This window comes from Nocardioides sp. W7, assembly GCF_022919075.1.
Taxonomy (GTDB): Bacteria; Actinomycetota; Actinomycetes; order Propionibacteriales; family Nocardioidaceae; genus Nocardioides.
Window position 1 is genome coordinate 3,114,280 of record NZ_CP095078.1, and the last position, 23,342, is coordinate 3,137,621.

Here is a 23,342-nt window from a genome sequence, read left to right on the forward strand (position 1 = left end):
ATGGCGAGCATCGGGGCGCTCGGGAGCGCCTTCGTCCGTGGGCGGCGCAACGCCTTGGAGCAGTACGGCGACCAGCTGCTGTTCTACGTCAAGGCGCTGGCCTGGACCCCGCGTGCGATCCGCCGCTACCCGCGCGAGATCGGCAACACCCTGGCCGAGGTCACCTTCGGCGCGGGGGGCCTCACCCTGATCGGCGGGACCGTCGGCGTGATCGCGTTCCTGGCCTTCTTCGCCGGCACCGAGGTCGGCATCCAGGGCTACGCCTCGCTCAGCCAGATCGGCGTCGCGAAGTTCAGCGCGTTCATCTCCGCCTACTTCAACACTCGCGAGGTCGCCCCGCTCATCAGCGCGATCGCGCTGGCGGCCACCGTCGGCTGCGGCTACACCGCCCGGCTGGGGGCGATGCGGATCTCGGAGGAGATCGACGCCCTGGAGGTGATGGGCATCCCGTCGCTGCCGTTCCTGGTGACGACCCGGATGATCGCCGCCTTCATCGCCGTCATCCCGCTGTACGTCGTGGCGCTGTCCGCGTCGTACCTCTCGCCGCGGCTGATCACCACCTACATCTACGGGCAGTCGCCGGGCACCTACGACCACTACTTCCTGCAGTTCCTGCCGCCGATCGACATGCTCTGGTCCTTCGGCAAGCTGCTGTTCCTGGCGTCGGCGGTGATCCTCATCCACTGCTACTACGGCTACACCGCCAGTGGCGGCCCGGCGGGGGTCGGCACGGCCGTCGGCAAGGCGATCCGCACCAGCATCGTCACGATCGTCGTCGCCGACTTCTTCCTGAGCTTCGCCATCTGGGGCTCGACGACCACGGTCAGGATCACCGGCTAGTGCTCGTCAACATCCACCACGACAGCAGCCGGGAGCACGCCCGGCTGCTGGTGTCCGGCGTCGTCTTCCTCGGCCTCATCCTCGGGCTGACCGGCCTGTCGATCGCGATCTACAACAAGACCTTCGACTCGGTCACGATGGTCACCATCAAGGCCGATCGGGCGGGTCTGCAGCTGGCGAAGTTCGGCGACGTGCGGATCAACGGCGTGCTCGTCGGCCAGGTCCGCGAGGTGGCCCAGGACGGCGAGGAGGCCTCCATCCGGGTCGCCCTCGACCCTGAGGAGGCCGAGCGGATCCCCGCCAACGTGCGGGTCGAGATCCTCCCGACGACCCTGTTCGGGCAGAAGTTCATCGCCTTCGTCCGGCCCGAGGACCCGACCAGCGAGCCGATCGCGGACGGTGCCGTCATCCCCTCGGACCGCGTCGAGACCAACGTCGAGCTCAGCCGGATCCTCGCCGACCTGTTCCCGCTGCTGCGCTCGGTCCGTCCCGCCGATCTCAACGCGACCCTGAACGCGCTCGCGACCGCGCTCGGCGGGCGCGGCGCCCAGCTGGGACAGACGATCGACGAGCTCGACGGCTACCTCACGACGATCCGGCCGCACCTGCCGACGCTGCGCCGGGACCTGGTCAAGCTCGCCGACGTCGCCGACACCTACCAGCTCGCCGCTCCCGATCTCGTCGACGTGCTCGGCAACCTGACCGTCACCAGTAAGACCGTGGTCGAGAAGCAGGAGGAGCTCGACGTCTTCTTCACCGACGTCCAGGGCCTGGCGACCACCTCCACCAGGGTCCTGCGGGACAACGAGGCCAACCTGATCCGCATCGGTGAGGTGACCGAGCCGGTGCTGAAGCTGCTCGCGACGTACTCCTCGGAGTTCCCGTGCCTGCTCCAGGGCGCGGCCCGCTACGCGCCGAGACTCGCGGAGACGTTCGCGGGCAACCAGGTCAAGCAGTACGTCGAGCTGCTGACCCCGCAGTACCGCAGCTACGACGAGCGCGACCTGCCGGAGTACGGCGAGGTCGGTCACGGGCCCTGGTGCGCCGGGCTGCCGGACCCCCAGGTCCCCATCGCGCCGAACTCCTTCAAGGACGGCACGGATCTCGACGACAACCCGCCGACCGGCGTCCTGCCGAGCCCCGGGCGGGCGGCCACCACGTCCAGCGGGAACGCCGGGAGCGAGGGCGAGCAGGCCATCCTCAACGCGCTCCTGGCCGAGCGCAGCGGCCGGCCGGCCGACACCTACGGCTCCCTCGGCTCGCTGCTCTACGGTCCGGTCGTCCGGGGCGGTGACGACTCGTGAGCACGGAGCCCGAGAAGGCGGCGGCGCACGCGGCTCGGCTGCGCCACCGGCGCAACGCGGTCACCATCGCTGCCGGCATCAAGCTCGCGATCTTCACCGTGGTCTCGGTCCTGGTCACCGGCCTGCTGGCCGCGATCATGGGCAACGTCGGGTTCGGCGCCGGCACGGAGTACCAGGCGGTGTTCACCAGCGCCTCGATGCTGCAGAAGGGCGACGACGTCCGCGTCGCGGGCGTGAGCGTCGGCGAGGTCAAGGACGTCGAGCACCACGAGCGCACGGGAGCCCTGGTGACCTTCCGGGTGAAGTCGGACGTCCCGCTCACGACCGCGTCCCGGGCGGAGATCCGCTTCCTCAACCTGGTCGGCGACCGCTACCTCGCGCTGGAGGAGGGGACGGCAGAGGCGGCCGGCGCCGCCCGACCGCTGAAGGCGGACGGCCGGATCCCGGTCGCGCAGACCACGCCCGCCCTCGACCTGACCGTGCTGTTCAACGGCTTCCAGCCGCTCTTCCAGGCCCTCAGCCCGAAGCAGGTCAACGACCTGAGCCTCAATCTCGTCCAGGTGCTCCAGGGGGAGGGCGGCACGGTGCAGGGACTGCTCGCCAAGACCGCGTCGCTGACCACCACCCTGGCCGACCGCGACCAGCTGGTCGGCGAGGTGGTCGACAACCTCGGCCAGACCCTCGCGACCGTCGACGAGCGCCACCAGCAGCTCAGCCAGCTGATCGTGGAGCTGAAGGGCTGGATGGCCGATCTCGCCCGGGACCGCGACACGATCGGCTCGTCGCTGGAGAACGTCTCCGACCTGACGGTCGTCGTGGCCGACCTGCTCCGTGAGGGCCGTCCGGTGCTGAAGGCCGACATCGCCGAGCTGCGCAAGCTGGCCGCGTTGCTCAACGAGAAGAAGAACCGCGCCAGCCTCGTCGAGCTCCTCGACCGGCTGCCGGAGTCGATGACCGACCAGACCCGGACCGGCACCTACGGCTCTTGGTACAACTACTACGTCTGCGGCTTCTCCGGGAAGATCACCCTCCCCGTCGTGAGCGACGTGCCGGGGTTGAGGGACATCCAGGCCGCGCTGAACAAGCTGGACTTCCACTCGTCCGCGCCGCGCTGCAACGGCGCCGCAGAGGGGGCGAGCGAATGAGTCGCTACACCGACTCCCAGATCCTCCGCCTGGGCGCGATCACCGTCGTGGTGATGCTCGTGGTGATGGCCGCGGCCTTCAACCTGTCCAAGTTCCCCGGGTTCGGCGGCACGTCGTACACCGCGGAGTTCGCCGACGCCAGCGGCCTGCGCAAGGGCAACATGGTCCAGGTCGGCGGCATCCGCGTGGGCCGGGTCCAGGACCTCACGCTCGAGCAGGACCGGGTCCGGGTGAAGTTCGAGGTCGACAACGGTGTCGAGCTCGGACCCGAGAGCCAGGCGTCGGTGGAGGTGCTCAGCCTGCTCGGTGAGAAGTACCTCGAGCTCACGCCGGCCGGCAAGGGTGACCTCGACCCGGAGGACACCATCCCGGTCGAGCGGACCAGCTCGGCGTACGACATCGTGGCGGCCTTCGGCGACCTGACGACCACCACGGAGCGGATCGACACCGCGCAGCTCTCCGAGGCGCTCGACGTCGTCGCCGACACCGTCGACGCGGCCGGCCCCGAGATCGCGGCGAGCCTCGACGGCATCACGCGGCTCTCCCGGACCGTGGCCTCGCGCGACGAGCAGGTCCAGGCGCTGCTGCTCAGCTCCCGCGAGGTGAGCAAGGTGCTCGCCGCCCGCAGCGACGACGTCGTCGACCTGATGAAGGACGCGGGCCTGGTCTTCCGCGAGGTCGAGAAGCGCAAGGACGCGGTGCACCGGCTGCTCGTCAACGCCCGCAGCCTCGCCGACGAGCTGCGGGGGCTGGCGAGGGACAACCAGAAGCAGCTCGCGCCGGCGCTCGCCGAGGTGGACGACCTGCTGGGCCTGCTGGTCGACAAGGAGAAGGACCTGAAGGCGACGCTGAACGCGCTCGGACCGTACGTCGACATCCTGAGCAACATCATCGGCACCGGGCCGTGGTTCGACGCCTACGCCTCGAACCTGCTCGCGATCCCCACGGGCGAGTTCCTGCCCGGGCCGCTGGAGGACTGACCCATGGCACGGATCAACACCCGAGCAGTGATCGCGGCGGTGGCCGTGCTGCTGCTCGCCGCCACCTTCTTCACGGTCCGGCAGCCGGCCGAGCTGAAGAAGGTCACCGCGCACTTCCCGCGCGCGGTCAGCGTCTACGAGGGCACCGACGTCCGGATCCTCGGCGTCAACGTCGGGCGGGTCACCGCGGTCGTGCCCGCGGGCAACTCGGTGCGCGTCGAGATGGAGTACGACGCCGCCGTCGACGTCCCCGCCGACGCGAAGGCCGCGATCGTGACGCCCACGCTGGTGGCGGACCGGTTCGTGCAGCTGACCCCGGCGTACACCGACGGCGACCACGTGCTCGCGGACGGTGCCGAGATCGCACTGCCCGACACCGGCGTGCCCGTCGAGCTGGACCGGATCTACGCCGGCCTGCGCGACCTCACCCACGCCCTCGGACCCAACGGCGTCAACGCCGACGGCACCCTGGACAACCTGCTCCGCGCGGGTGCGCAGGGGCTGGGGGGCCAGGGCGCGGCCGGCAACCAGATGATCCGCGAGCTGTCCCTGGCGGCCGAGACCTTCGGGAAGGGAGCGGGGCCGCTGTTCGACACGGTCACCGAGCTCGCCACCTTCACCGGGACGCTCGCCGAGAACGACGAGCTGGTGCGGGCGTTCATGCGGGACCTCGCCGGAGTCTCCTCGTCGCTGGTGACCGAGCGGACCGAGCTGCAGGCCGCGCTCGCCTCGGTCGCCCGGGCCGTGGGCACCGTCGAGTCGTTCGTCAAGGACAACCGCGCCGCGCTGGTCGGCGACGTCGAGCAGCTCACCCGGGTGCTGAAGACGATCAACTCGGAACGGGACAGCATCGACACCGCGCTGCGGGTCGCGCCGGTCGCGATCGGCAACCTGACCATCGCCTACAACAGCAAGAGCGGCTCCATCGGCTCCCGGATCGGCGTCGGCGGCAACGTCTGGGACGCGGACGGTCTGCTGTGCGCGGTCGTCCAGCAGTCCCAGCTGGCGCGCCGGCTCAAGGACGCCGCCTGCGGGCTCTTCGAGCAGCTCCTCGAGCCGGCGACCGGCAACCTGCCGTTCCTCCCGCCGGGGCCGGCCGGTCGCGACGCGGCGCCGTCGGGGAGCGGGGACAAGCAGGGCAAGCGGGCCGGCCGGTCCGCCGAGCCCGCGCTCGACCAGAGCCGCTACCTCAGCGTCGAGGACCCGACGCTCGCCGGCCTGCTGGGGGGAACACCGTGACCGCCCGGGGCCTGCGCCGGCTCACCGCAGTCGCGGCCACCGCCGCGCTGGTGCTGTCGGGCTGCGACTTCGACGGTGCCTACGACCTGCCCTTGCCCGGGTCGCCGGTCGACGACGACAGCTCGTTCGAGATCACCGCCGACTTCGAGGACATCCTCAACGTGGTGCCGCGCTCGCCGGTGATGGTCGACGACGTGACCGTCGGCGAGGTCACCGACGTCGAGCGGGTGGGCTGGCACGCGCGGATCAAGATGCGCGTGCGCGACGACGTCGAGCTGCCCGACAACGCCCTCGCTGACATCCGCCAGGCCAGCCTGCTCGGCGAGAAGTACGTCTCCCTGGAGGCCCCGACCGGAAGGCCGGCCACCGGGCGGCTCGGTGAGGGCGACACCATCGAGCTCGCCGCGACCGGCCGCAACCCGGAGGTCGAGGAGGTGCTCGGCGCACTGTCCTTCCTGCTCTCCGGCGGCGGCGTGGCCCAGCTCGGCACCATCACCTCCGAGCTCAACGAGGTGATGAGCGGGCGCACTGACCGGATGCGCAACCTGCTCGGCAACCTGGAGGGCGTCGTCAGCACCCTCGACGCGCAGAAGCTCGACATCGTCCGGGCGCTGGAGTCGATCAACGGCCTGACCCGCACCCTGAACCAGGAGCGCAGGACGATCACCGGCGCCCTCGACGTCGCGGGTCCGGCGGTGCAGGTGCTCGCGGCCCAGCACGAGGAGCTCGTCGGCATGCTCAGCGCCCTCGACGAGCTCGGCGAGGTGGGGGCCCGAGTGATCGGGCGGAGCAAGGACGACCTGCTCGACTCGCTGCGCCACCTGCAGCCGGTGCTGGCCCGGATCAGCGAGGCGGGCGACGCGCTCGCGCCGGGCCTGAACCTGCTGGTCAGCTTCCCGTTCCCGAAGGAGGCCTCCGAGATCGTCCGGGGCGACTACGCGAACACCTCGATCCGCCTCGACATCAACCTCGAGAACGTGCTGCCCGACGGTGGCCTGCTGCCCCCGATCGACGTCCCGGACCCGGGCGAGGTCATCGACGACGTGCTCCGCTGCATCCAGAGCGGCAGCCTCGGGAGCGCCGAGTGCGCGAAGGTCCTCGACGACCTCGACCTGCTCGGCAAGCTGCTCCGCGACTGCCGGAAGCCGGCGTACGACGACCGCCCCGTGTGCGTCGTCGTCAACCTGCTCCCGCCGAACCCCGACCTGGAGGGCGTCGTCCAGCTGCTCGACAACATCCTGGAGCTGCTCGGCATGCCCGGTCTGCCCGGCGTCGACAGCTCGGGGATCGACCTGCCCTCGATCCCCGGGATCCCCGGACTCTCGGGGCTCGCGCGGCTGCAGTCGTCGATGGTGCTCGGCGGCGACGCCGAACGCCCCTCCGACGAGCCGTCGCTCTCGGCGCTGCTGGGAGGTGCGCGATGACGCGGGGCAACCGGATCCGGATCGCGGCGTTCCTGGTCCTGAGCGCGGTCGGCATCGTCTACATCACCGCGACCTACCTCGGGTTCGTCGACCGGCTGCTCGGCCGCGGCCTGACGGTGCACGCGACCCTGCCCGCCTCCGGAGGCCTGTTCGAGGGCAGCGAGGTCACCTACCGCGGCGTCAAGGTCGGCAAGGTCCGCGCCATGCACGCGACCCGGGACGGCGTCCGCCTCGACCTGGCGCTGGAGGACGGCACCCGGCTGCCGATGGACTCCTCGATGTTCGTGCACAACCTCTCCGCGGTGGGGGAGCAGTACCTCGACTTCGAGCCGCCCGACGACGACGGCCCGTACGCCCAGGACGGCGCGACCCTGCACGGCTCCGAGGCCTCCCTGCCGGTCGACGAGGCCGAGCTGCTGGTCGAGGTCGACCAGTTCGTCGGGTCGGTGGACAAGGAGAACCTCCAGGTCGTCGTGGAGGAGCTCGGCACGATGTTCGACGACACCGGCGTCCCGCTGCAGCGACTGATCGACAACGGCCGCCTCTTCGTCGGCGAGGCGGCGGCGCACACCGACGAGACGGTCGCGCTGCTGGAGAGCGGGCTCACCGTGCTCGACACCCAGCAGGACGAGGGCGAGAACATCCGCGGCTTCTCGCGGGACCTGAAGCTGATCACCCAGGCGCTGCGGGAGAGCGACCGGGACCTGCGCGCCACCCTCGACGGCACGCCGGGCACGGCCCGGGAGGTACGCCGGCTGCTGCGCGACCTCGAGCCGACGCTGCCGGTGCTGCTCGGCAACGCGGTCAGCGTCAACCAGGTCGTGGTCTCCCACCTCGCCGGGGTCGAGCAGCTGCTCGTCACCTACCCGCGGGTGATCTCGTCGGGCTTCACCGGCACCCCCGGCGACGGCTACGGCCACGTCAACCTGCAGCTCGACTACAGCCAGCCGCCCTGCACCGAGGGCTACGTGCCGCCGAACGACTGGCGCGGCACGCAGGACCTCAAGGACGGTCCGATCTTCCCGGCCCGCTGCGAGAGTGGGCTCCCGTACGCCGCTCGCGGCGCCAACCACGTGCCCGGCGCGCGGGACGGCAACGCGTCGTCCGGCCGCGCGTACCGTACGTCGTACGACCCGGTCTCGGGTGTGCTGGAGGGTGCCGTCGACAGCGACGGCGACCCGGTGCGCTACGTCGACCCGGGCAATCTGTCGATCCTGGGAGGGGACTCGTGGAAGTGGCTCCTGGTAGGCCCGGTGGCCAGCAAGTGAGCGAGTCGCGCCGGGTCCGGCTGAACCTGCTGCTCTACGTGCTCGCCCTCGTCGCGGGTGTGGCGGTGGTGGTCGTGGGCGTGTCGGTCGTGGACCGGGTGCGCGACGACCCGGCGCCGTCCTCGCTACCCGCCGACGGCGCCGTGCAGGCCGTCGCGCTCGAGGAGTCCGACGACGAGGAGCAGCAGCGCCTCGCCGCGGTCGTCGAGTCCGCGAGCGCCGAGGTGGAGGCGCTGCTCAACGTGCGCTACGACGAGGAGAAGTCCGTGGCGGCCGTGCTGAGCGGGGCGACGGGCGAGTTCCGTGAGCAGTACGAGAAGGCGACCGAGGGGCTGCTGGAGCTGATGAAGAAGCAGGAGTCGATCCAGGAGAGCGAGGTCGTGTGGACCGGCGTCGTGGCCGCCGACGCCGACTCCGCCACGGTGGCCGTGGCGGCGTCGGGGACGGTTGCCAACAAGGCGACCAAGGGGGAGCCGACGGCGCGCAACTACCGGGTGCAGCTCGAGCTCGTCCTGGAGGACGGCGCCTGGCTGACCCGCGATCTGCAGTTCGTGCCGTGAGGGGGACCAGATGACCGACCGACCCCGCGGGACGTCCCGCACGCCCGCCTCCCGCCCGCGCAAGCTCGCGGGGAGGAGCGGCACGGATCCCGTTCCGCCTGCGTCCGAGCCGCTCGACGAATCGCTCGACGAACCCCTCCGGGAGCCGGACGGGAGCCAGGTCGACGAGGGGCTGGTCGCCGAGGACCGGGCCGACGAGCCGAAGCCGGCTGAGCGCGCGCCCGGACTCTTCGCGGGCGGCCGGGTCACCCGGGTCCTGCTCGCGGCGATCGTCGCGCTCACCGTGGTCACCCTCGCGATGGGGGTCTACCTCGGGGTCACCGACGACGAGCCGTCCGCCGCCGTCGCGCCGCCGGTCGCGGGCGCCATCGCGGTGCCCGAGGACCGGCCGATCCTGCTGCCGTGGGCGGACGCCCAGCGCGCGGCCGCTGCGGCGGCCGAGGCGGCGACGACGATCGTCAAGACGTCATGGCAGGAGTACGACGAGCAGGTGGAGAAGGCGACCGCGCTGATGACGCCGTCGTTCGCCGAGGAGTTCCGCACGACCAAGGACGAGGTCCGCTCCGGCGTCGTGGACGGCAAGGTCGACGTCGACGCCCGGGTGGTCGCGCAGAGCGTGGTCCGCGCCAACACCTCGGAGGTCCAGGCGCTGGTCTTCCTCAACCAGTACACGACCCGCGACGGGGGAGAAACGACGTACTCGCCCTACCGCGCCCTGGTGACCGTGGTGAACACCGACGGCGGCTGGCTGGTCTCCGACCTGCAGACCAAGTGACCTCTCCTGCCGCCGACCCGGCGCAAGTTTGGTGCCGACCCGGCGCAAACTTGCGCCGGCTCGGCGATCTGCTGCTGGACAAGGGGTGGGTCGCCGGTTAGGTTTCCACCGAACTAGAACACGTTCCACTTGGCGTCGTCAGTAGGAAGGAGCAGGATCGCGCCCGTGACTGCTGAGATTGTCGAGACCGACCTGCTGATCGTCGGCGCTGGTCCTACCGGCCTGTTCGCCGCCTACTACGCCGGGTTCCGTGGCCACCGGGTTGCTCTCGTGGACTCGCTGCCGGAGCTCGGTGGGCAGGTCACGGCGATGTACCCCGAGAAGCAGATCCTCGATGTCGCCGGCTTCCCGAGCGTGAAGGGCCGCGACCTGGTCGCGGGCCTGGTCGAGCAGGCGAACACCGCGAAGCCGGACTACCTCCTCGACCGCACGGCCCAGACCCTGGAGCACCACGACGACGGGGTCACGGTCGGCCTCGACGACGGCACCGTGGTGCACGCCGCAGCGGTGCTGATCACCGCCGGCATCGGGAAGTTCAGTCCCCGGCCGCTGCCCGCGGGCGAGGGTTGGCTGGGCCGCGGGCTGGAGTTCTTCGTGCCGAGCTTCGCCCCGTACGCCGGCAAGGACGTCGTCATCGTCGGCGGCGGCGACAGTGCCTTCGACTGGGCGCTGCACCTGGAGCCGATCGCCCGGTCGGTCACCCTCGTGCACCGCCGCGACGCGTTCCGGGCCCACGAGCGCACGGTCCAGCAGGTCCGCGACTCCTCGGTGCGAATCGTGACCAGGGCCGAGATCGCAGCGATCAACGGCGGGTCGACCGTCGAGTCCGTCGACGTGAGCGTCGACGGCGAGACCACGACGTACCCCGCCCAGGCGGTGGTGGCGGCCCTCGGCTTCCTGGCCGATCTCGGCCCGCTGCAGCAGTGGGGGATCAAGGTGCACAAGCGGCACGTCGTGGTCGACCCGGCGATGCGCACCAGCCTGCCGCGGGTCTTCGCGGCCGGCGACATCACCGAGTACCCCGGCAAGGTCCGGCTGATCGCCGTCGGCTTCGGTGAGGCCGCGACTGCCGTCAACAACGCGACCGTGGCGATCGACCCGAGCGCCCACGTGTTCCCAGGCCACTCCAGTGAAGGGACGTGACAGACCGCCATGAAGATCAAGGTGGACTTCGACCTCTGCGAGTCCAACGCCCTGTGCGAGGCGATGGCACCGGAGGTCTTCGAGCTCGACGACGACGACTACCTGCAGCTCAAGACCGACGAGACCACGCCGGAGAACATCGACAACGTCAAGCGCGCCGTGGCGGCCTGCCCGCGCGCCGCTATCTCGCTGAAGGACTGAATCTGTGAGCAGCACGAACCTGGACGGGAAGGTCGCCGTCGTCACCGGCTCCGGCGCGGGCCTGGGCCGAGCCGAGGCGCTCGCGCTGGCGGACGCCGGGGCCCGGGTGGTCCTCAACGACCTGCCCGGCGGTGCCGACGAGGCAGCCGAGGAGATCCGCTCGCGCGGCGGCGAGGCGACGGTGGTCGCTGGCGACGTCGGCGAGCGGGCCACGGCCGACGCGATGGTCGCGGCCGCGGTCGACGGGTACGGCGGGCTCGACATCGTCGTGAACAACGCCGGCATGACCCGCGACCGGATGCTGTTCAACCTGTCCGACGAGGAGTGGGACGCGATCATGCACGTCCACCTCCGCGGCCACTTCCTGCTCACCCGCAACGCCTCGGCGTACTGGCGGGCGAAGGCGAAGGAGACCGGTGCCCCGGTCGGCGCGAGCGTTGTCAACACCGCCTCCGAGGCGTTCCTCAGCGGCCCTCCCGGACAGGCCAACTACGGCGCCGCCAAGGCCGGCATCGCCGCCCTGACCGTCTCGACGGCTCGTGCGATGGCGAGCAGTGGCGTCCGGGCCAACGCGATCTGCCCCCGGGCCCGGACCGCCATGACCGCGCAGGTCTTCGGCGAGGACACCTCCGGCGAGCAGGTCGACCCGTACTCGGCCGACCACGTCGCGCCGCTGGTGGCCTACCTCAGCTCACCCGCCGCCGCGAACATCACCGGCCAGGTCTTCGTCGTGTACGGCGGCATGGTCGCGCTGATCGCCCCGCCCACCCTCGAGCAGCGCTTCGACTCCTCGGGGTCCGTGTGGGACCTCGACGACCTCGACAAGCAGGTCGGCTCCTACTTCGAGGGCCGGGACCCGATGCGGGGCTTCGCCGCCGACTCGATCATGAAGCTCCAGGCTCGGGGCGGGGCATGACCGGCCGGCTGGCCGGCAAGGTCGCCATCGTCACCGGCGCCGCCATGGGGCAGGGCGCCGCGATCGCGCGCGCCTACGTCGCCGAGGGCGCGAAGGTCGCCATCGCCGACGTGGCCAAGGACGAGGGCCAGGCGCTCGCCGACGAGCTGGGTCCCGGTGCGCACTTCACGGCCCACGACGTGAGCGACGAGGCGTCCTGGGTGTCCCTGGTCGAGGACACCAACGCCCGGTTCGGGCCGGTGAGCATCCTGGCCAACAACGCCGGCGTGCTGCGGTTCGGAGAGATCGAGCGGCAGGACCTCGCCGACCTCGAGCTGCTCTTCCGGGTCAACCAGCTCGGCCCGTTCCTCGGCATGAAGTCGGTCGCCCGGACGATGCGCAAGAACGGCGGCGGCTCGATCATCAACGCCTCCTCCACCGAGGGGCTCGGCGGGATGGCCGGCACGGTCGCCTACGGCGCGACCAAGTTCGCGGTCCGCGGGATGACCAAGGGCGCCGCCCACGAGCTCGGCAAGCACAACATCCGGGTGAACTCCGTCCACCCCGGCATGATCGACACCCCGATGACGCGGGTGCACGGCGGCGACGCCGCGATGGAGTACGGCGCATCGAAGGTGCCGCTGCGCCGGGTCGGTCATCCCGAGGACGTCGCGCCGCTCTACGTCTTCCTGGGCAGCGACGAGTCGTCGTACATCAACGGCGCGGAGATCGCCATCGACGGCGGGGTCACCGCGACCCACGCCTTCGGCGGATGAGACAGATGCTTACTCTGCTCGATCCTGACAGTGGAACTGTGAGAGTCTGAGGCATGGCCAACCAGCGCGCCCAGATCGTGATGTCCTCAGACGAGGTCGACGACTTCCTGACCCAGCAGCGGAGCTCGACCGTGGCGACCGTCGGTGCCAACGGCCAGGTCCACCTCGTCGGGATGTGGTACGCCTGGCTCGACGGTCACGTGTGGCTGGAGACCAAGGCGAAGTCGCAGAAGGTCGTCAACCTGCGCCGCGACGGTCGGATGAGCTTCATGGTCGAGGCCGGGCACACCTACGACCAGCTCCGGGGCGTCTCGCTCGAGGGCACGGGCGTCATCCTGGAGGACCCGCAGCTGGTCTTCGACGTGTGCCTCAACATCTTCGAGCGCTACAACGCGCCGTACACCGAGGAGCTCCGGCCGTTCGTGGAGCTGATGGCCAAGAACCGCGTGGTGGTCCGCCTCGACGCCGAGCGGACGCGCAGCTGGGACCACCGCAAGCTGGGCATGGAGCCGATGGAGCTGGGCGGCTCGACGGCGGCCTTCCTCGAGTGACGCCGAGAATGACACCGCCGATCCGGCGCGGTCCTGAGCGGAGCTCAGTCACGCAGCAGCAGCTTGACCGCGGTCTCCATGTGGACGGCGGTGTCGGCCGCCGTGGAGCGACCCGTCACCCAGGCGACCAGGGCGGAGAGCCACACGTCGCCGATGACGCGCGCGATGGCGACGTCCTCCTCGGTCAGCTCGGCCTGCCCGGGGTGCATGGCGCGGGTCATCATCTGGGTCAGCAGCATGCCGACCGAGTGGATCTCGGCCTTCACCGAGGCGTCGGCGAACATGAACGCCCGGGTCAGCGCCTCCGTCAGGTGGGCGTCGCCCTGCATGCCGCGGGTGGTGCGCTTCAGGATCTGGATCACCCGCTCGGCGGCGGTGTCGCCGACGGCCGGCCGCTCGCGGATCGCGGCGTCGGCACGCTCGAGCTCGCGGCCCAGCGCGGAGACCAGCAGGTGGATCTTCGAGGGGAAGTAGCGGTACAGCGTGCCGAGCGCCACGTCGGCACGCTCGGCGACCGCGCGCATCTGGACCGCGTCGAAGCCGCCGGTCGAGGCCAGCTCGATGGTCGCATCGAGGATGCGCTTGCGGCGGTCGCGCTGGGCGGCGGAGCCGAGGTCGTCGACGCTGAGCGAGTTGGCGGTGCTCACAAGGGCCCCCAGGCGGTCTTGGAGTCAGGGTCATCGACACGGTCGGGCGACAGCGCTGTCGCCTGTGTGTGGACGAGGAAAGCAGATGGCGCGGCTAGGCTAGCAATCGGTGGGACATGATAGGAACACGTTCCACTTCGTCCGGCCCCGCGGGTCACCGTTTCCGGCAAGTGTCCGGATGCCGTTCATGAGCACCACCACGAAAGAGGGTCGCGACGAGATGCGTGTCGCCTTGCTGTCCTACCGGAGCCATGCGCACACGGGGGGCCAGGGGATCTACCTGCGACACCTGAGTCGCGAGCTGGCCAACCTCGGGCACAGCGTGGAGGTGTTCTCGGGCCAGCCGTACCCCGAGCTCGACCACCCCGACGTGAAGCTCACCGAGGTCCCGAGCCTGGATCTGTACCGCCAGCCCGACCCGTTCCGGGTGCCGAAGCTGCGCGAGTTCCGCGACCTGGTCGACGTCGAGGAGTTCGCGACCATGTGCACGGCCGGCTTCCCGGAGCCGAAGACCTTCAGCACCCGCGTCGCGCGCGTGCTGAAGGACCGCGTCGACGACTTCGACATCGTCCACGACAACCAGGTGCTCGGCTACGGCATGCTCGACATCGAGAAGCTCGGGCTGCCGCTGATCACGACGCTGCACCACCCGATCACCTTCGACCGGCGCATCGACATCAGCCAGACCCGCAACCCGTGGCGCAAGCTCACGATCAGCCGCTGGTACGGCTTCCTGCGCATGCAGGCCCGGGTCGCCCGCCGGGCGCGCAAGATCCTGACCCCCTCGGAGACGTCCAAGCGCGACATCGCCACGGACTTCGGCGTCGATCTCGACCGGATGCAGGTGATCCTGCTCGGCGTCGACGACGGTTTCGTGCCGCCGACCAAGCCGCGGGTCCGGGGCCGGATCCTGGCGATGGCCAGCGCCGACGCCCCGATGAAGGGCATCGCCACCCTGCTCGAGGCGTTCGCCAAGCTGCGCACCGAGCGCGACATCGAGCTGGTGCTGGTCACCAAGCCGCGTCCGGGCGGGCGCACCGAGCGGCTGATCAGCGAGCTCGCCATCGGCGACTCGGTCCGGTTCGTGCACGGCATCAGCGACGCGCAGCTGGTCGAGCTGATGGGCTCGGCCGAGCTGGCCTGCGTGCCCTCGCTCTACGAGGGCTTCTCGCTGCCGACCGCCGAGCTGATGGCCTGCGCGACCCCGCTGGTCGTCTCGCGGGCCGGTGCGATCCCCGAGGTCGTCGGCCCCGACGGCCTCTGCGCGGACCTCGTCCCCCCCGGAGACGTGGGCGAGCTGGTCACCGCCATCGGTGCCCTGCTCGACGACCCCGAGCGGCGCGACCGGTACGGCGCCGCCGGGCGCAAGCGGGTCGAGGAGCTGTTCAGCTGGCGGGCGGTCGCCGTGACCGTGGCGGCGGCGTACGACGAAGTGATCGCCGACTACCGGCGCGAACAAGAGGAGGGCCACCGTGCTGACCGTTGACTTCGACCGCCTGGGTCTCCAGGCCGGGGAGCGGGTGCTCGACATGGGAGCCGGCGGTGGCCGGCACGCGTTCGAGATGTATCGCCGCGGCGCTGACGTCGTCGCCTTCGACATGGACGCCGACGAGCTGGCCGGGGTGCTGGAGATCTTCGGGGCGATGAAGGAGAAGGGCGAGGTGCCCGAGGGTGCCTCGGCCGACATCAAGCAGGGCGACGCCCTGCAGCTGCCCTTCGCCGACGGGGAGTTCGACCGGATCGTCGCGGCCGAGGTCCTGGAGCACATCCACGCCGACGTCGACGCCATCACCGAGCTGGTCCGCGTCCTGCGGCCGGGCGGCACGCTGGCCATCTCGGTGCCGCGCTGGCTGCCCGAGGTCATCAACTGGAAGCTCTCGGACGACTACCACAACGCCCAGGGCGGGCACATCCGGATCTACACCGACCACGAGCTGATCGACAAGGTGACCAAGGCCGGTCGCTTCAACGACGGCACCCCCGGCGACGCGATGATCTTCGAGAGCAAGGACTACGCCCACGGCCTGCACGCGCCGTACTGGTGGATCAAGTGCGCGGTCGGCGTCGAGAACGACGGCCACCCGCTCGCGAAGGCGTACCACAAGCTGCTGGTCTGGGAGATCATGAAGCAGCCCAGGACGCTCCAGCTCGCGGGCAAGGTCCTCGACCCGATCATCGGCAAGAGCATGGTCCTGTACTTCCGGAAGCCACATGCCTGAGGCGCTGCCCTACGTCGAGGGCGTCCTCACCGCCGAGCAGGTCGCCGAGACGGCGCGGTCGATCGTCACCATGCAGGAGCCGTGCGGGGCGATCCCGTGGGCGGTGGGCGAGCACGTCGACATCTGGAACCACGTCGAGGCCGCGATGGCGCTCCTGGTCGGTGGCCAGGTGGAGGCCGCCGAGCGCGCCTACGCCTGGATCCCGACGCTGCAGCGCATCGACGGCTCCTGGCCGATGAAGATCGTCCGCGGCGTGGCCGACGACGAGCGCGGCGACGTGAACATGTCGGCGTACTTCGCCGTCGGGCTGTGGCACCACTGGCTGGTACGACGCGACCTCGACTTCGTGCAGCGGTTCTGGCCGTCGGTGCGGGCCGGGCTCGACTGGGTCGTGGGGCAGCAGGTCGCCTTCGGAGGCATCAACTGGACGCCGACCGAGTCGTTCTGCCTACTGACGGGCAACGCGAGCATCTACCACTCGCTACGCGCCGGGGTGGCGCTCGCGGACCTGCTCGACGACCCGCAGCCGGAGTGGGAGCTCGCCGGCGGCCGGCTCGGCCACGCCGTGCGCGAGCATCGCGACCTGTTCGAGGACAAGTCGACGTACTCCATGGACTGGTACTACCCGGTCCTCGGCGGCGCGGTCCGCGGGGCGGAGGCCGTCGAGCTGCTCGACTCGCGCTGGGAGGACTTCGTGGTGCCCGGGCTCGGGATCCACTGCGTCGACACCAACCCGTGGGTCACCGGCGCGGAGACCTGCGAGCTGGCGATGGCCCTGGATTGCCTGGGGGACCACCGGCGGGCGCTCGCGCTGCTCGCCGACATGCAGCACCTGCGCGGCGAGGCCGGCGCGTACTGGACCGGCTGGGTCTACCGCGGCGACAACGCGCCGGTGCACTGGCCGGTCGAGCACACGACGTACACCGCGGCGGCCGTGATCCTCGCCGTCGACGCGCTCGGCGAGGTGGCCGGGCACAGCACCGCCGGCTCCGGGATCATGCGCGGGACGTCGATGCCGCCGCACTTCACCGAGCTCGCGCTGGAGTGCGGCTGCCCCTCAGCCGACCGGGTCTCCGGCCACGCCTGAGGTACGACGCAGCACCCGCATCGAGCCGAGCGCCTCGACGTCCTCGAAGCAGTTGCTCGCGAGCGCGCGCAGGTAGACGTGGTACGGCGGTTGCCCGCCCTCGGCGGGATCCGCGAACACGTCGTGGATCACCAGGAAGCCGCCGGGCATCACCCACGGTGCCCAGCCGGCGTAGTCGTTCTGCGCGTGCTCCTCGGCATGCCCGCCGTCGATGAACAGCAGCGACAGCGGCGTACGCCAATGGGCGCTGAGCGTGGTGCTCCTCCCGATCACGGCGACGACCTGCTCCTCCAGGCCCGCCCGGGCGAGGGCACGGCGGAAGAACGGCAGGGTGTCCATCCGGCCGGTCTCGGGGTCGACGACCTCGGTGTCGTGGTGCTCCCAGCCGGCCTGGTTCTCCTCCGAGCCGCGGTGGTGGTCGACGGTGAAGACCACCGCCTGCGGGCCACCCACCTCGCGGGCCGCAGCCCCCAGGTAGATCGCGGACTTGCCGCAGTAGGTGCCGACCTCGAGGGCCGGGCCGTGGGGGAGCCGCTCCCGCGCAGCGCGGTGCAGCAGTAGGCCCTCGTCCTCGGGCATGAAACCCTTGGCGGCGAGCGCGTGGTCGAGCAGGTCAGCCGGCATGTCCGTCACGGGTCTCAGCCTAGTAGTATTGGAACACGTTCTAGTTTCTGTGCTCATCGCCGGTTGGGGCGGGAGCGCAACGAGCCTCGAAAACCAAGGTGGTTGCCCCATGTCCATCGGGATCTCCGACGAGCACGTCGAGCTGGCCGACAGCCTGCGCAAGTGGGCGGCCTCGCTCGACGGTCCGACCGTCGTCCGCGCCGCCGAGCACGACGCGGGAGCGGCCTTCGGTGACGTGTGGAGCGCGGTCGGCGACCTGGGCGTGGCCACCATCGGCCTGCCGGAGTCGGCCGGCGGCGGTGGCGGCTCCGTGCTCGACGTCGCCGTAGCGCTGGAGGCCTGTGCGCACGAGCTGCTGCCGGGGCCGCTGCTCGGTCCGGCCGTCGCCGCGGTGCTGCTGGGGGAGTCGCCGGTGGCCGCCGCGCTGGGCGAGGGCGCGGTGGTGGCGCTCGGGCTCTCCGACGTGGTCTGGGACGTCCCGTCCGCGACCCACGTGCTGCTCGAGGACTCCGCCGGCACCTGGACGGTCTACCCGCGGTCCGCCGTCACCGTCACATCGCACCCGGGGATCGACCTGAGCCGCCGCTTCGGTTCGGTGCGGGTCGACGAGGCGACCGCGGGCCTCGGCGTACCCGGCCTGGACGCGGAGCTGGTCCGACGTACCGCCGTGACGCTGGGGGCCGCCGAGGCCGCGGGCGTGGCGCGGTGGTGCCTGGAGACGGCCGTCGAGTACGCAGGAGTGCGCGAGCAGTTCGGGCAGAAGATCGGCAGCTTCCAGGCGATCAAGCACCTGTGTGCCGAGATGCTCGAGACCGCCGAGTCGGTGACCGCCGCGGCGTGGGACGTCGCGTCCGTGGCCTTCGGCCCCGACGACGAGCAGTGGGCGTTCGCGGCCGACGTCGCCGCGGCGACCGTCTTCGACGGCGCCCTCTCGGCGGCGAAGTCCTGCATCCAGGTCCTGGGTGGGATCGGCTTCACCTTCGAGCACGACGCGCACCTCTACTACCGCCGGGCCGCCGCGTTGCGCGCGCTCCTCGGCTCCTCCGACGACGCCGCCGCGCGGCTGACCGAGCGCGCCGTCGACGGCGTACGACGCCGCCTCGCGGTCGACCTCGACGGACGCGACGCGGGCATCCGCGACGAGGTGCGGGCGAGCGCCGAGCGGATCGCGGGGCTGCCGGACGAGGAGCGCCGCGCGGCGCTGGTCGAGGCCGGCTACCTGACGCCGCACTGGCCCGCGCCGTACGGTCTCGGCGCCGACGCGGTGACCCAGATCGTCATCGACCAGGAGCTGGCCCGCGCCGACGTCACCCGGCCCGACATCGTGATCGCCGGTTGGGCGCTCCCGACGATCCTCGAGCACGGCACCGACGAGCAGCGGGAGCGGTTCGTGCGGCCCTCGCTCCTCGGCGAGCTGATCTGGTGCCAGCTGTTCTCCGAGCCCGGCTCGGGATCCGACCTCGCGTCGCTGCGCACCAAGGCCGTCAAGGTCGACGGCGGCTGGAAGCTCACCGGGCAGAAGGTGTGGACCTCGGTCGCGCAGAAGGCCGACTGGGGCATCTGCCTGGCCCGCACGGACGCCGACGTCCCGCAGCACCGCGGCATCACCTACTTCCTCGTCGACATGAAGAACTCCTCGGGCATCGACGTGCGGCCGCTGCGCGAGATCACCGGCGAGGCGCTGTTCAACGAGGTGTTCCTCGACGAGGTCTTCGTGCCCGACGAGATGGTGGTGGCCCGACCGGGCGACGGCTGGAAGCTCGCCCGGACCACGCTCGCCAACGAGCGGGTCGCGATGGCCACCAGCCGGCTCAGCAAGTCCACCGAGCGGGCGGTGGCCCTGGCCGCCTCGGCCTCGCCGGCGCAGCGGGTCGCGGTGGGGCGCTCGGTCGCCCTGTCGACGGTGTGCTCGCTGCTCGGGGTCCGCACCGTGCTGCGCTCGCTCTCCGGTCAGGGGCCCGGCCCGGAGTCGTCGGTCGCCAAGCTGCTCGGCGTCCGCAACCGGCAGGAGGGCTCCGAGCTGGTGGTCGCGCTGCACGGCGACCGGGCGGTCGTCGCCGGGGCCGACGAGGAGGTCGCGGCCGACGTCTGGGAGATGCTCAACACCCGGTGCCTCTCCATCGCCGGAGGCACGACCCAGATCCTCCGCAACGTCGCGGGCGAGCGGATCCTGGGTCTCCCGCGCTGAGATCGGCGGGTCTCAGCGGTCCCTACGTCAGGGACACGGTGCCAAGGCACCACTGGTCGGTGCCTACCGGTCCGCTGGCCACGTTGTCGGTTGTCTCGGAGTCTGGTGCGCACCTGGTGCGCACCAGACTCCGAGCTCATCGGTGCCCCGCCGGCGGCGCACGCGGAGCGAATCTCGCGGCGTCGGAAGCCGTTCCAGTGCCAGTGCAGGTGGCGCTCGACGCCCGGCAGCTCGATGTACACGACGGCCCGCTCCGAGGCCTGGCACAGCGGCTCGACGAAGAGCCGAGCCTGGACGAGGGTGTCGAGCGAGCCGTGCAGCACGAGGAAATCGGGTTCGCGGGCGTTCGCGCGGATGAGCGACGACCCGGGGCGGGAGGGTCGCCGACGGGAGTAGGAGCGCGCGGGTTCGGTTAACCTCGGCGGTCGTGGACACCACCGAGGACGGCGCGGACCACTGGGGCTGGCGCCCGGAGTGGTCGGACGAGCGCGCCTGCGCCTTCTGGTACCTCACGGTCCCTCCCGACGAGGTCCGCGCGCCCGGCCTGGAGCGCTACTGCGACGCGCTCGACGCGGTGCCGTGGCTGGACACCGTGCCGCCGCGGTGGTGGCACCTCACGCTGACCGAGGTCGGGTACGTCGAGGACCTCGGCGCCGGCCTGCTCGCCGAGGTGTCGAGCGCGGTGCGGAGCGCGGTCGGGCAGCCCGGCCCGCTGCGGGTCGAGCTGGGCCCGGTGGTGTCGTTCCGGACCGCGATCGCCCTGGTCGCCGGACCGGACGCAGCGCTCCGGGAGGTGCAGGCGGTGGCGCGGGAGCGGACGCAGGCGGTGCTCGGCGCCGACCGGCCCGTCGTGCACCCGACCCGCTTCCGACCGCACGTCAGCCTGGCCTACCTCAACCGTCACGTGCCGGCCGCGGAGGTGGGTGCTCGGCTCGCCGAGGCGCCGGCGGGTCCGTCCTCGGTCGTCGTCGACCGGATCACGCTGGCCGAGGTCACCCGCCGGGACCGGCACTATCAGTGGCGCGTGCTCGACGAGGTCGAGCTCGCGGCACCGTAGGATCGCGCCATGACCGCGAGACTGCAGGCAGCGCTCGGCGCCGTCCTGCTCGTGGTGCTGCCGGCGCTGCTGCTGACCAACGACTCGCCGGCCCTCGCCGGGCTGGCCGTCGTGGCGTCGGTCCTCGTCGCCGTGCTCACCGACGCCCCGCTGCGCGGTGTCGTGCTGGTCGGGCCGCGCCTCGTGCGGCCCGACCGCGGCGAGGCGGTGTGGTCCTCGCGCGACCGGGTCACCGACCCGGTCAGCCACCCGCGTCGCCCGCGTGCTCCGGAAGCGGCCTGACGCTCGCCCCGCGCGAGCCCAGGTCCCTTACCGTCCGTACCTTCCAGGAGCACCCGTGTCCGTTCTCGACCCTGTCTCGCACGCCCTGGCGGCCGTCGTCGCCACCGCCCACCACTCCCTCACCACCCTCGGCGCCGCCCCCGACGCCGGCCCGACCTGGCTGCTCAGCATCGCCGCCGTCGTGGTCGTCGTCAGGGTCGCACTGCTCCCGCTGACCGTCCACGGGGTTCGCAGCGCGCACGCCACCGCCCGTGCCCGGCCCCAGCTGCGGGACCTCGCGAAGCGCTACCGCGGCCGCACCGACGCGGCCAGTCTCCAGGCCTACGCCGAGGCGCGCCGCCGCATCGGCGCGGAGCACGGCACCTCGCGCCTGGGCTGCCTGCCGCTGCTGCTGCAGCTGCCGGTGTGGCTCGCGCTCTACCACCTGCTCAGCGACCTCGCATCCAGCACCCCGGTCGGGGCGATGGACGGCGGCTTGGTCGCCTCGCTCGGCTCCGCGACGCTGGTCGGCGTCCAGCTCGCCGACCGGGGCTACCTCGGCGGCGGCGCCGCGCACCTCGCGGTGGTGGCCGGGCTCGCGGGAGCGGCCGCCGCGCTGTCGTACCTCACCCAGCGCTTCCTGGTCGCACCCAACACCCTCGTCGACGACCTGCCCGAGGCGGTCGGTCGCGCGCAGCAGCTGATGCCCGCGCTCTCCGCGGTCGGGCTGCTGGTGGCCGGCGCGGTCGTCCCGGTCGCGCTGATCGGCTACTGGCTCTGCAACGGGTTGTGGACGCTCGGGCAGAGCGCGGTCGTCTACCGCTGGTTCCCCACCCCAGGTACGCCGGCGGCGCGCTCGCGGCGGTAGCCGTTCCAGTGCCAGTGCAGGTAGCGGTCGATCGCCCGCACGACGTGGGAGCTGCGGATCGAGGGGAAGACGTCGAAGGCGTGCTGAGCGCCCGGCAGCTCGGCGTACACGACGGTCCGCTTGGAGACCTGGCGCAGCCGCTCGACGAAGAGTCGGGCCTGGTCGACGCCGACGAGCGTGTCGAGCGAGCCGTGCAGCACGAAGAAGTCGGGTGCGTGGGCGCTCACGCGCAGGATCGGGGAGGCGTCCTCGAAGGCCTGCGGATCCTCGGTCCACCGGCGCTTGAACACCCGCGGCGCGAGGAACCTGTCCCGCATCAGCTCGGCGCTGGCCAGGCCGGTGGAGCCGGCGAGGTCGTAGACGCCGTAGTGGGGCACGGCGACCTGGACCGTGGTGTCGGCGTCCTCGAAACCGGGCTGGTACGCGGGGTCGTTGGGGCTCAGCGCGGCGAGCGCCACGAGGTGGCCGCCCGCTGAGCCGCCGGTGAGGGCCAGGTAGTCGGGATCGCCGCCGTACTCCTCGATGTGCTCGCGGATCCAGGCGATCGCCTTCTTGACGTCGATGATCTGGGCCGGGAACGGGTCGCGGGGCGCGAGCCGGTAGTTGATGGAGACGCACACCCAGCCCTTGGCGGCGAGGTGCTGCATGAGCGGGATCCCCTGCTGCTCCTTCGCGCCGATGGTCCAGGCGCCCCCATGGACGTGCAGCAGCACCGGCGCGCCGCCCTCGGGTACGCCGTCGGCGGGGGAGTAGACGTCGAGCAGACCACGCCTGCCGTGCCGGTCGTCGTAGACGATGTCGCGCTGCTTGTGGACCTCGGTGCTGCGGATCCGGAACGGGTTGACGAGCTTGCGCCACGGCACGGCGAGCTCGGCCGGGGTCGGTGCGGCGTCGAGCTGCTCGGCGTAGTCGACGCCGAGTCCCTCGGTCAGCGACTCCTCCGCCTGGGTGCCGACCCGCCGGCCCTGGTCGATCAGGAACGCGAGCCCGGCGGCGTTCGCGGCCGCGAGAACGAGGCCGAGGCCGCTCCGGCGGCGCCCGGTCGCGTGGGTGGTGGCGTCGGCCGCGGTCAGGGCGAGCGCGTGCGGAGCGAGCTCCCCGATCAGCCAGCCGGCCATGAAGGAGGGGATCCCGACCCGGTAGCCGGGCGCCGGTCGGATCGCGTTGGCGGTGAGGACGGCGGTGACGACCTGGCGGCGCAGGAAGGACATGGCGCCCAGGCTAGACGCGGAACCCGAGGCAATGGCGCTCGTTGAGAAGTAGAACACGTTACATTTTCGAGATGAGCGG

Annotated in this window: 24 protein-coding genes; 21 read left to right on the top strand and 3 right to left on the bottom strand. The window is 71.5% G+C overall.

The window, feature by feature from the left end:
• The 14 genes from MUB56_RS14785 (at position 1) to MUB56_RS14850 (ending at position 13,101) form a co-directional block, all read left to right on the top strand.
• Positions 1–840, top strand: a complete 840-nt coding sequence (locus MUB56_RS14785; RefSeq protein ID WP_244927784.1) for an ABC transporter permease — start codon at positions 1–3, stop codon at positions 838–840.
• Entirely contained in the window at positions 840–2,144 is a 1,305-nt protein-coding gene (locus MUB56_RS14790; protein WP_244927785.1) for an MCE family protein, read from the top strand. Before MUB56_RS14785 ends, MUB56_RS14790 begins: the two co-directional genes overlap by 1 nt.
• Entirely contained in the window at positions 2,141–3,289 is a 1,149-nt protein-coding gene (locus MUB56_RS14795; RefSeq protein ID WP_244927786.1) for an MCE family protein, read from the top strand. Before MUB56_RS14790 ends, MUB56_RS14795 begins: the two co-directional genes overlap by 4 nt.
• Positions 3,286–4,269: an MCE family protein gene (locus tag MUB56_RS14800; protein WP_244927787.1), complete on the top strand. Its 984-nt coding sequence runs from the start codon at positions 3,286–3,288 to the stop codon at positions 4,267–4,269. The genes MUB56_RS14795 and MUB56_RS14800 overlap by 4 nt, the downstream gene beginning before the upstream one ends.
• Positions 4,270–4,272: 3 nt before the next feature.
• Entirely contained in the window at positions 4,273–5,508 is a 1,236-nt protein-coding gene (locus MUB56_RS14805) for an MCE family protein (protein ID WP_244927788.1), read from the top strand.
• On the top strand, positions 5,505–6,932 hold the full coding sequence (locus MUB56_RS14810; RefSeq protein WP_244927789.1) for an MCE family protein: 1,428 nt from the start codon (positions 5,505–5,507) through the stop codon (positions 6,930–6,932). The genes MUB56_RS14805 and MUB56_RS14810 overlap by 4 nt, the downstream gene beginning before the upstream one ends.
• Complete coding sequence (locus MUB56_RS14815; protein ID WP_244927790.1) at positions 6,929–8,200, top strand: MlaD family protein; 1,272 nt, start codon at positions 6,929–6,931, stop codon at positions 8,198–8,200. Before MUB56_RS14810 ends, MUB56_RS14815 begins: the two co-directional genes overlap by 4 nt.
• A complete protein-coding gene (locus MUB56_RS14820; protein ID WP_244927791.1) occupies positions 8,197–8,760 on the top strand; it encodes a hypothetical protein in 564 nt (187 codons plus the stop codon). Before MUB56_RS14815 ends, MUB56_RS14820 begins: the two co-directional genes overlap by 4 nt.
• Before the next feature lie 10 nt (positions 8,761–8,770).
• Entirely contained in the window at positions 8,771–9,535 is a 765-nt protein-coding gene (locus MUB56_RS14825) for a hypothetical protein (protein ID WP_244927792.1), read from the top strand.
• A gap of 165 nt (positions 9,536–9,700) precedes the next feature.
• Positions 9,701–10,678 carry an NAD(P)/FAD-dependent oxidoreductase gene (locus MUB56_RS14830; RefSeq protein ID WP_244927793.1) on the top strand — a complete coding sequence of 326 codons (978 nt, stop codon included), beginning with the start codon at positions 9,701–9,703 and terminating at the stop codon, positions 10,676–10,678.
• 9 nt (positions 10,679–10,687) lie between these two features.
• Positions 10,688–10,879, top strand: a complete 192-nt coding sequence (locus tag MUB56_RS14835) for a ferredoxin (protein ID WP_244927794.1) — start codon at positions 10,688–10,690, stop codon at positions 10,877–10,879.
• A gap of 4 nt (positions 10,880–10,883) precedes the next feature.
• Entirely contained in the window at positions 10,884–11,795 is a 912-nt protein-coding gene (locus tag MUB56_RS14840; RefSeq protein ID WP_244927795.1) for a 3-oxoacyl-ACP reductase, read from the top strand.
• Positions 11,792–12,550, top strand: a complete 759-nt coding sequence (locus tag MUB56_RS14845) for a glucose 1-dehydrogenase (protein ID WP_244927796.1) — start codon at positions 11,792–11,794, stop codon at positions 12,548–12,550. The genes MUB56_RS14840 and MUB56_RS14845 overlap by 4 nt, the downstream gene beginning before the upstream one ends.
• Positions 12,551–12,603: 53 nt before the next feature.
• Positions 12,604–13,101, top strand: a complete 498-nt coding sequence (locus tag MUB56_RS14850) for a PPOX class F420-dependent oxidoreductase (protein ID WP_244927797.1) — start codon at positions 12,604–12,606, stop codon at positions 13,099–13,101.
• Between the two features lie 44 nt (positions 13,102–13,145).
• On the opposite strand, the gene MUB56_RS14855 is transcribed toward MUB56_RS14850, so the two are convergent.
• Positions 13,146–13,748, bottom strand: a complete 603-nt coding sequence (locus MUB56_RS14855; protein ID WP_244927798.1) for a TetR family transcriptional regulator — start codon at positions 13,746–13,748, stop codon at positions 13,146–13,148.
• A 187-nt stretch (positions 13,749–13,935) separates the two neighbouring features.
• On the opposite strand from MUB56_RS14855, the gene MUB56_RS14860 reads away from it, so the two are divergent.
• The 3 genes from MUB56_RS14860 to MUB56_RS14870 are packed head-to-tail and all read left to right on the top strand — an operon-like array spanning position 13,936 to position 17,054.
• On the top strand, positions 13,936–15,234 hold the full coding sequence (locus tag MUB56_RS14860) for a glycosyltransferase family 4 protein (RefSeq protein WP_244927799.1): 1,299 nt from the start codon (positions 13,936–13,938) through the stop codon (positions 15,232–15,234).
• On the top strand, positions 15,221–15,967 hold the full coding sequence (locus MUB56_RS14865; protein WP_244927800.1) for a class I SAM-dependent methyltransferase: 747 nt from the start codon (positions 15,221–15,223) through the stop codon (positions 15,965–15,967). Before MUB56_RS14860 ends, MUB56_RS14865 begins: the two co-directional genes overlap by 14 nt.
• On the top strand, positions 15,960–17,054 hold the full coding sequence (locus tag MUB56_RS14870) for a prenyltransferase (RefSeq protein WP_244927801.1): 1,095 nt from the start codon (positions 15,960–15,962) through the stop codon (positions 17,052–17,054). Before MUB56_RS14865 ends, MUB56_RS14870 begins: the two co-directional genes overlap by 8 nt.
• Here the strand turns inward: MUB56_RS14870 and MUB56_RS14875 are convergent.
• The gene (locus tag MUB56_RS14875) at positions 17,025–17,678 is read right to left on the bottom strand and encodes a class I SAM-dependent methyltransferase (protein WP_244932415.1); all 654 of its coding nucleotides are present in this window, start codon (positions 17,676–17,678) and stop codon (positions 17,025–17,027) included. The two genes, MUB56_RS14870 and MUB56_RS14875, sit on opposite strands and share 30 nt — an antisense overlap.
• Before the next feature lie 109 nt (positions 17,679–17,787).
• On the opposite strand from MUB56_RS14875, the gene MUB56_RS14880 reads away from it, so the two are divergent.
• The 4 genes from MUB56_RS14880 to yidC all read left to right on the top strand — a co-directional run bounded on the left by MUB56_RS14880 (position 17,788) and on the right by yidC (position 22,052).
• Entirely contained in the window at positions 17,788–19,866 is a 2,079-nt protein-coding gene (locus MUB56_RS14880) for an acyl-CoA dehydrogenase (RefSeq protein ID WP_244927802.1), read from the top strand.
• A gap of 427 nt (positions 19,867–20,293) precedes the next feature.
• A complete protein-coding gene (locus tag MUB56_RS14885) occupies positions 20,294–20,923 on the top strand; it encodes a 2'-5' RNA ligase family protein (protein WP_244927803.1) in 630 nt (209 codons plus the stop codon).
• A 9-nt stretch (positions 20,924–20,932) separates the two neighbouring features.
• Positions 20,933–21,205 carry a hypothetical protein gene (locus tag MUB56_RS14890; RefSeq protein WP_244927804.1) on the top strand — a complete coding sequence of 91 codons (273 nt, stop codon included), beginning with the start codon at positions 20,933–20,935 and terminating at the stop codon, positions 21,203–21,205.
• Positions 21,206–21,260: 55 nt separating this feature from the next.
• A complete protein-coding gene (yidC, locus tag MUB56_RS14895; protein WP_244927805.1) occupies positions 21,261–22,052 on the top strand; it encodes a membrane protein insertase YidC in 792 nt (263 codons plus the stop codon).
• Here the strand turns inward: yidC and MUB56_RS14900 are convergent.
• Entirely contained in the window at positions 22,001–23,263 is a 1,263-nt protein-coding gene (locus tag MUB56_RS14900; RefSeq protein WP_244927806.1) for an alpha/beta hydrolase, read from the bottom strand. The genes yidC and MUB56_RS14900 overlap by 52 nt on opposite strands.
• Between the last annotated feature and the right edge of the window lie 79 nt (positions 23,264–23,342).